Here is a 9,483-nt window from a genome sequence, read left to right as displayed (position 1 = left end):
ATATTATTAATTGATAACTTAATAATACTATTCAAAAACAAACTAACTTATTGTTAAATAACGAATTCAATCAATTTTAAAGCTAAATATGTGAAGCCTATCAAATACAAATTAAATAATTTAAGTAAAGTTTAAATTGCTCATTTCACTTTTCTTGAGGTTATTTATTTGCCAACTAATAATCGCGAAGTTATTTCTCAAATAACTTCAGGGCGTCGTTCTGCGGAAACATCCACCGCAGAAACCCAAGCAATTAAAAAGCACACTGATGGCTTTGGCACTCTCATTCGTGACATAGATGGCTGGCTACTGGCAGAAGGCACCCATCTACGTCCCTATGAATGTCTTGGTGCCCACCCCGTCAACTTCGACGGTGTTGATGGGGTGATTTTTTCTTTATGGGCACCCAATGCTCAACGGATCTCCGTTGTTGGCGAATTTAATCAGTGGGATGGGCGTATTCACCCAATGACACTGCGCCATGAGGTGGGTATTTGGGAACGGTTTATTCCTGAAGCTAAACTCGGGCAAGCGTATAAGTATGAATTACAAGATAGCCGCGGATATATGCGGGTCAAAGCTGACCCCTATGCACTCAAAAGCGTGCTATTTCCTCATGTAGAGTCGGTAATAACAGCCCTACCCGAAAAACAGGCTCCGCCTCACGCCACCAGCGTAAATTCACCACTTTCCGCACCAATCTCAATTTACGAAGTGCATTTAGGCTCTTGGCGTCGTCACCCGCACAACAATGGCTGGCTCAGCTACCGACAGCTGGCTGAACAGCTTATTCCTTATGTGGCGGAAATGGGATTTACTCATCTGGAGCTGCTGCCCATCAGCGAGCATCCGTTTGATGGCTCTTGGGGCTACCAACCTATTGGGCTCTATTCCCCAACCTACCGTTTTGGTAGCGTTGAGGATTTTCTCTACTTGATTCAAACCGCCCACCAGCATCACCTCAAAGTGATCCTCGATTGGGTACCTGCCCATTTTCCCAATGATGAATATGGGCTGATTCAATTCGATGGTACCGCACTGTATGAATATGCGGATCCGCGTGAAGGTGTCCATCGAAACTGGCATACCTTGATTTATAACTACAGCCGCTATGAAGTGGCAAACTTTTTGGCGGGCAATGCCCTTTATTGGTTAGAGCGCTTTGGTATCGATGGGCTGCGTGTCGATGCGGTAAGTTCGATGATCTACCGCGATTACAGCCGCGAAGAAGGGGAATGGGTACCCAACAAATGGGGAGGCAAAGAGAACCTCGAAGCTCTCGATTTTCTACGTTATACCAACCAAATTGTTCAACAGAACTGCCCTCATGCGTTAATGATAGCCGAAGAGTCAACCGCCTTTCCCAATGTCACTGGCTCTGTTGAAAATCACGGTTTAGGTTTTGATTTCAAATGGAATTTAGGCTGGATGCACGACACTCTGCGCTATATGTCCCTTGACTCGATTTACCGCCAATATCATCACCAACAAATGACCTTCGGCATGTTTTACGCCCACAGTGAGCACTTCGTTTTACCCCTTTCCCATGATGAAGTGGTGCATGGGAAAGGGTCACTTCTGAGTAAAATGTCCGGTGACACATGGCAAAAATTCGCCAATTTACGGGCTTACTATGGATTTATGTGGGGGCATCCTGGTAAAAAATTGCTGTTTATGGGAGGAGAATTCGCCCAAGGGCGAGAATGGGATCACGACACGGGGCTAGATTGGCATTTACTGAACTCTGAATATGATGGCTGGCACACGGGTGTACAGAAACTTGTGCGCGATTTAAATCACTGTTATCAACGGCACCCTCCACTGTACCAACTCGACTATTCCCCACAAGGCTTCGAATGGTTGGTGGTTGATGACCACCAAAACTCAGTATTCGCCTTTGTGCGTCGAGATACCCATAATCATGAAATTGTGGTGGTCGCCAACTTCACCCCTGTTCCCCGTGAAAATTATCGCATTGGTGTTCACCAATCGGGTTGCTACCAAGAAATCATCAATACCGATTCTCACTATTATCGCGGCAGTAATGTGGGTAATCAGGGGGCAATATCCACCCAACCAATAGCGGCTCACGGTAAAGATCACTCCTTAAATATTACGCTTCCCCCTTTGGCTACCCTGTATTTAAAACGGGAGCGACCGAATGACACATTTTAATTTCCGGCAAGGTCATGCTCACCCCCTTGGTAGCCACATGGACGAATACGGCGTCAATTTTGCTATTTACAGCGAGCATGCCGAACACATTGACTTGTGCGTGCTGGACTCACTCGGTGATGAAATTCGTTACCCGCTTTATCGGGGAGATAACCATATTTGGCATGGTTATCTAATGGGCGCAAAAGCAGGTCTACATTATGGTTATCGTGCTAGAGGAAAATGGGAACCACAAGCAGGATTATATTTTGATGATACCCACTTACTGATTGACCCTTACAGCCGCGAACTCAGTGGTAAACAGCATCCTTACTCCGTCGTCAGCCATGAACCTTATGACTGGCAAGGTGATGCCCCTCTTCATACTCCATGGTCAAAAACCGTGATTTATGAAGCTCATGTTCGGGGGCTTACCAAGCAACACCCTGAAATTCCACCTGCTTTACGGGGGAGCTATGCTGCTATCGCACACCCTTGCATAATCCAGCATTTAACGCGACTTGGCGTGACGACACTGGAGTTGCTCCCTGTGCAATTTCATCTGGATGAACCGCGATTACAGGCTAAAAATCTCACTAATTATTGGGGCTATAACACGCTGTCACCGTTTGCGATTGAGCCTCAATATTGGTCTGGGCAAGCAGGCTCTACGCCGTTGAGTGAGTTTCGCGATATGGTTAAAGCCCTGCATCGTGCCGGCATTGAGGTTATCCTCGATATTGTGTTTAACCACGCTGCCGAATTAGACCATTCAGGACCTTGCTTATCGTTTAGGGGGTTAGATAACCCCACCTATTATTGGTTAAACGACAATGGTGAATATGCGGATTGGACGGGCTGCGGCAATACGCTGAGGTTGTCACACTCGGCAGTAAGCCAATGGGTGCTCGACTGCCTGCATTTTTGGGCGATTGAATGCCATGTTGATGGCTTTCGCTTTGATTTAGCCACGATATTGGGAAGAACGCCGGAATTTAATTCTCAGGCTCCACTGCTTAAGGCTATCACCCAAGATCCCATTCTTGGGCAACTGAAGCTAATTGCCGAACCTTGGGATCTCGCCAACAACGGTTACCAATTAGGGCAATTTCCACCGCCTTTTGCTGAATGGAATGACCAATTTCGCAATGATTGCCGCCGTGCTGTTTTATATTGTGATATTCCTATCGGTATCTTAGCAAGTCGCTTAGCAGGTTCGCGGGATGACTTTTCACAAAATCATCGCCCTAGTTTTGTTTCAATTAACCACATCACCGCACACGATGGCTTTACGCTGCGAGATTTGGTCAGTTTTAATCACAAACATAACCATGCCAACGGTGAAAATAACCAAGATGGTAGCGACGGCAATAACAGCCATAATCATGGTTTCGAAGGGTTAAACGCCCCTGAAAAAACAATATCGGAACGCCAACAGAGCCAGCGCCATTTATTAAGCTTGCTGTTCCTGTCATTAGGCACACCGATGCTGCGTGCAGGGGATGAGCTAGGGCATAGCCAACAAGGAAATAATAACGCTTATTGCCAAGATAACCCGATAAGCTGGCTTAACTGGCAGGAAGCGGATAGTGCTCTTATGGAGTTTACGGCACAACTTACCGCTTTGCGCCAGCAAATCCCGGCTCTGACTTCGGGACAATGGTGGCATTCACTGCCCCCCCATAAAACCGTTGAGTGGCTAAATGCCCAAGGCTCTCCCATAACCCTTGAACAGTGGCAGCAATCATGTTCCATGCAAGTATTACTTTCTGGTCAATGGCTATTACTGATTAATTTCACTGAGCAAGTCCATTCGCTCACGCTTCCCGAGGGGGATTGGCACCCTGTCCCACCTTTTAATTGCCACCTAATTCGTTCTATTCCGCCAAAAACCTTCGTGGTCATGCAGCGCCACGATTTTTCGCCAAGTGCTCATTAAGGAATTGATATGTCAGAAAAAATGCCTTTTTATGCCTACCCAAATCCCATTTCGAGGCAGCTATTAGCCAAAGAACTTCCGAGCAATACGGTGGCGCTTATTTTGGCAGGTGGTAAAGGCTCTCGTCTCAAAGCCCTGACTCAGAAGCAGCCAAAACCCTCACTCCACTTTGGCGGGAAATTTCGAATTATCGATTTCACCTTATCTAACTGTATTAATTCAGGTATTTATCGCGTCGGGATACTGACCCAATACTATTCCCATCACTTAATCCAACATATTCAGCACAGTTGGTCATTTCTAAACGGGAAAACCAATGAATTTATTGAAATTTTCCCTGCTCAACAGAAACAGGATGCCGAAGATTGGTACCAAGGTACTGCCGATGCCATCTTTCAAAATCTCGATGTTATTAGCCAATATCAAGCCAAATACATCATTGTGTTAGCTGGGGATCATATCTACAAAATGGATTATTCCCGCATGTTGCTAGACCATGTGGAAAAAGGTAGCCAATGCACAGTGGCCTGTATTGAAGTACCCTGTAGCCAAGCCTCTGAATTTGGCATTATGGACATTAACGATGACGAACAAATCATTAATTTTATTGAAAAACCTCAATTTCCCCCATCGATGCCGGGGAAACCTTATGCCGCATTAGCCAGCATGGGCGTGTACGTTTTTGATGCCCAATACCTCTATGAATTACTCGCAGAAGAGCAGCAAAAGCAGAATACACAGCATGATTTTGGTAAAAACTTAATCCCTAAAGCGGTACAGCAAGGCAAGGCTTGGGCGCACCCGTTTAGCCGCTCCTGCGTCTATTCTGATTTTAATATGGGCGCATCCCCCTACTGGCGAGATGTGGGCACCATTGATGCCTACTGGAACGCCAATATTGATTTAGTTTCAGCCAAGCCCGCACTGGATATGTATGACCCTCATTGGTCGATCCGGACGAGTCACTCCCCATTGGCACCAGCTCGGTTTATTCAAGGCGAGTCGCCGCAATCTCCCCAAATTACCAACACATTAATTAATGCTGGTTCTATCGTTGAAGACGCCAAAATTGCTAACTCCGTGATTTTCCAAAATGTCCGCGTGAATGCTCACAGCCAACTCGATGCCTGCGTGATCCTACCCGATGTCTCCATTGGATATGCCTGCCGCTTACGACGCTGCATTATCGATAGCGGCTGTGTGTTACCCAACAAATTGGTGATTGGTGAAGATCCACAATGGGATGCCCAACATTTCTATCGCTCTGAAGGTGGCATCGTCCTTGTCACTCAAAAAATGCTCGATAATCTTGCGGCTTAAAGGAGATTCAGATGCGCATACTTCATGCTGGCTCAGAACTATTTCCCCTTCTCAAAACAGGCGGCTTAGCGGATGTGCTCGGCGCATTACCCCAAGCTCAAATCGCTGAAGGGGCGGATGTCCGTATCGTATTACCCGGTTTCCCCGCGCTACTGGATGCGGTTCACCACACCTTAGTTGGCAACCATATCAATACATTTGCCGGCCCCATCACTCTGCGTTTTGGCTATTATGATGGTGTTGGTCTCTATTTAATTGACGCCCCGCATCTTTATCAGCGCACAGGCAGCCCCTATCACGACAATCATCAACACGAATACAGAGACAACTATCTGCGCTTTGCCTTATTAGGCTGGATAAGCAGCGAACTTGCCTGTGGCTTTGATGCCAATTGGCGACCTGACATCATTCATGCCCACGACTGGCATGCAGGACTCTGCGCCGCCTATCTCGCCGCCAAAAACACCCCTGTTCCTTGCGTATTTACCGTCCATAATCTGGCTTACCAAGGGCTATTTTCGGCAATCCATTTTCCTGAGTTGCAGCTGCCTAACGGATTTTATTCCCCCGAAGGCTTAGAGTTTTATGGGCAAATTTCCTATCTCAAAGCGGGACTGTTCTACGCCAATAAAATCACTTTTGTCAGCCCCACTTATGCCAAAGAAGTCACCATTCCCGAATACGGCTATGGGCTCGCCAGTTTATTGAAACAGCGCCAATCTCAAGAAGATATTTTAGGGATCTTAAACGGCGTGGATTACCAAGTTTGGGATCCGCAGCTTGACCCGTTGATCCCCCATAATTACGGTCGGCAAAACATGCTCGGCAAAGCCATCAGTAAAATGACCCACCAGCGAGAAAACAAACTTAATGTCACCGATAAAGTGCCATTATTCGGTGTTGTCAGCCGCCTCAGTACACAAAAGGGATTAGACCTTTTACTCGAAGTGATCCCAGATTTACTGCACCAAGGCGGGCAACTGTCAGTTTTAGGCACTGGCGACGCTGACTTACAACATGCCTTTGAGCAGCTAGCTCACCAATTCCCAAAACAGGTTTCCGTCTTTATTGGTTATGACGAACCTCACGCCCATAAATTGATTGCTGCCGCTGACGTGATTGTGGTGCCAAGCCGCTACGAACCTTGTGGTTTGACCCAACTTTATGGTCTGAAATACGGTGCTCTCCCATTGGTTCGCCACACGGGCGGGCTAGCCGATACCGTCACCGATTGCTCCCTCGAAAATTTAGCAGATCGCACGGCAACGGGTTTTGTATTTCATGACTATCACGGTTATCGCTCCCACCACGGAAAAGCCACCGAACTCAATGATGCGGTGCGTCGTGTTTTCGCGCTTTGGAATGAACCGACTCGTTGGAAACGTGTACGCCGCCAAGGTATGAAGATGAATTTTAGCTGGCAGGCTTCCGCTCAAAAATACCTTGCGCTATACCAAAGCTTAATAACCCCAATGGCTGGAGGATCTGAACATGAATAACCCATTTACTATCCAAAATCGCCAGCAGCGAGTCGATGCGTTAGTCGATTCCATCCAGATCAAATTAAAGTTTATGGTCGGCAAAGATCCAATAATTGCCACCCAGCATGATTGGCTAAATGCCATCTCCTACGCTATCCGCGACTTAACCGTTGACCGTTGGTTACGTGCCATTCGCCGCTCTCTATCTCAATCGGATCGTGCTGTCGCTTACTTATCCATGGAATTCCTGATTGGGCGTACTCTTTCCAATACTTTATTAAATTTAGGCATGTATGAGGATGTTGCTGATGCTTTGAAAAAAATGGGCTTTGAACTGAATGCGATTTTAGAGGAAGAGGATGATCCCGGTTTAGGCAATGGTGGTTTAGGGCGTCTTGCTGCTTGTTTTTTAGACTCTCTCGCCACCTTAAAAATCCCTTCCGTTGGGTTTGGTATCCGCTACGAATACGGCATGTTTCAGCAAAATATTATTGATGGTCAACAAGTTGAGTCCACCGACCGCTGGCTACAATATGGCAATGCATGGGAGTTTCCACGCTATAACCTTAGCTACAAAGTGCGCTTTGCGGGCCGCCTTCAGCAAGAGGGTAAAATCGTTCGCTGGGTGGAAACTGAAGAAGTGCTTGCTCGCGCCTATGACCAAATCGTCATGGGCTATGGATGCGATTCCACCAACACTTTGCGCTTGTGGTCTGCCCATGCCACGAATGAAATGAACATCAACAAATTCAATCAGGGGGAATACTCAGCAGCCGTTGAAGATAAAAACTTCTCTGAAAATGTATCCCGCGTGCTCTACCCCAATGATTCTACGGAATCGGGGAAAATTTTACGTCTTGGGCAAGAGTATTTTCTTGTATCAGCAACCTTGCAGAATATCCTCGATGTCCATTACCGAATCCACGGCACGTTAAGTAACCTTGCCGATAAAGTGGCAATCCATTTGAATGATACCCACCCCGTTTTAGCGATTCCTGAACTGATGCGCTTGCTTATCGATGAGCACGAATATGAGTGGGAAGCCGCATGGCAAATGAGTGAAAAAACCTTTTCTTACACCAATCACACTCTGATGGGAGAAGCATTAGAACGTTGGTCTGTCGACCTTCTTGGGCGATTACTCCCCCGCCACCTACAAATTATCTTTGAAATAAATGACCACTTTCTCACTAAGATCAAACAGCGTTACCCCAACAACCCAGAACTTTTAACTCGCTTATCTCTGATTGATGAATCCCATGGGCGCTATGTTCGCATGGCATGGCTTGCCGTCGTGGGCAGCTACCGAGTCAATGGTGTGTCCAAGCTGCATTCGGAGCTTATGACTCAAGAAATTTTCTCTGATTTTTCCAAAGTATTTCCTGAGCGTTTTAGCAATATTACCAATGGTATTACCCCACGCCGCTGGCTAGCGTTGTGTAATAAACCCCTGGCAAGCTTGATTGATGAAACCATCGGTGAAAATTGGCGGGAAGATCTCACAGAGCTTTCGCACCTACAGCAGTACACAGATTTTCCTCTATTTATCGAGCGGTTAAAAACCTGTAAGTTAGAGAACAAAGTTGCCCTCACCGACTATATCGCTAAAAACGTCAATATCATCGTCGATCCTCACGCCATGTTCGATGTACAAATCAAACGCATTCATGAATATAAACGCCAATTACTCAATATCTTGCAAGTCATTGGACGCTATCAGCGTATCTTGCAACTTCCCGAAAAGAATTGGGTTCCGCGCGTGGTGATTTTCTCGGGAAAAGCCGCCTCATCCTACGTTAACGCCAAAATGATCATCCGGCTTATCAATGATGTCGCTAACGTGATTAACCATGACCCCCGAATCAAAAACCGCTTAAAAGTGATTTTTATCCCGAACTACAGCGTCAGCTTAGCGGAGTTAATTATTCCCGCCACCGACTTATCCGAACAAATATCCCTTGCAGGAACCGAAGCTTCAGGAACAGGTAATATGAAATTTGCTCTCAATGGCGCATTGACCATCGGTACATTAGACGGCGCTAATATTGAAATTCGCGAACATGTTGGCGAAGAAAATATGTTTATCTTTGGACATACTGCCGAGCAAGTTGACGCGATTCGCGCACAAGGCTACGACCCAAGAAAGATTTACCAAGAACATGAAGACCTGCACAATGTCCTCAATTCCCTCGTTTCGGGCATTTTCAGTCCCGATGACCCTAACCGCTATTACCCGCTTTATGATTCTCTGATTAATTTTGGCGATCATTATCAATTGCTTGCCGATTACCACTCTTACGTTCAAGCCCAAGATGCCGTCGATAAGCTATACCAAGACCCAACGTTATGGGCGCAAAAAACACTCAATAATATCGCTAACATGGGCTATTTCTCTTCCGATAGAACTATTAATGAATATGTAGAAAAGATATGGCGAATGAAACCCACTCAGTAAAATAAATCGAAAACATAAAAACCATGATTAAATAGCCTAGAGATTTAACTTAAATACTCGCGTAAGGTTTAAAACTTTGAAGATCAAAAAAATGCATCAATACGCTGTATATGCGTATTTTTGCAGTTTTATCA

Annotated in this window: 4 protein-coding genes and 1 pseudogene; all 5 read left to right on the top strand. The window is 46.1% G+C overall.

What is annotated here, in order from left to right; all coding sequences use genetic code 11:
• Positions 1-192: 192 nt before the first annotated feature.
• Positions 193-2,175, top strand: a pseudogene (glgB, locus tag JK188_RS14770) (1,4-alpha-glucan branching protein GlgB); the annotation flags it as partial.
• Entirely contained in the window at positions 2,162-4,093 is a 1,932-nt protein-coding gene (gene glgX / locus JK188_RS14765) for a glycogen debranching protein GlgX (RefSeq protein WP_211886951.1), read from the top strand. The pseudogene glgB and the gene glgX, both read left to right, overlap by 14 nt.
• Positions 4,094-4,102: 9 nt before the next feature.
• Positions 4,103-5,413, top strand: a complete 1,311-nt coding sequence (gene glgC, locus JK188_RS14760) for a glucose-1-phosphate adenylyltransferase (protein WP_211886950.1) — start codon at positions 4,103-4,105, stop codon at positions 5,411-5,413.
• 11 nt (positions 5,414-5,424) lie between these two features.
• Positions 5,425-6,912, top strand: a complete 1,488-nt coding sequence (gene glgA, locus JK188_RS14755; protein ID WP_211886949.1) for a glycogen synthase GlgA — start codon at positions 5,425-5,427, stop codon at positions 6,910-6,912.
• Entirely contained in the window at positions 6,905-9,349 is a 2,445-nt protein-coding gene (gene glgP / locus JK188_RS14750; protein ID WP_211886948.1) for a glycogen/starch/alpha-glucan family phosphorylase, read from the top strand. The genes glgA and glgP overlap by 8 nt, the downstream gene beginning before the upstream one ends.
• The last annotated feature ends 134 nt before the right edge of the window (positions 9,350-9,483 follow it).

Source organism: Providencia sp. JGM181 (assembly GCF_018257375.1).
Lineage (GTDB): Bacteria > Pseudomonadota > Gammaproteobacteria > Enterobacterales > Enterobacteriaceae > Providencia > Providencia lanzhouensis.
The sequence above is the reverse complement of the archived record's forward strand: the minus strand, read 5'-3'. Positions and strand labels throughout refer to the sequence as shown.

Bases quoted from the DNA above. Each gene is read 5' to 3' on its own strand.
- glgX (WP_211886951.1), top strand. From the start codon at position 2,162: ATGACACATTTTAATTTCCGGCAAGGTCATGCTCACCCCCTTGGTAGC.
- glgC (WP_211886950.1), top strand. From the start codon at position 4,103: ATGTCAGAAAAAATGCCTTTTTATGCCTACCCAAATCCCATTTCGAGG.
- glgA (WP_211886949.1), top strand. From the start codon at position 5,425: ATGCGCATACTTCATGCTGGCTCAGAACTATTTCCCCTTCTCAAAACA.
- glgP (WP_211886948.1), top strand. From the start codon at position 6,905: ATGAATAACCCATTTACTATCCAAAATCGCCAGCAGCGAGTCGATGCG.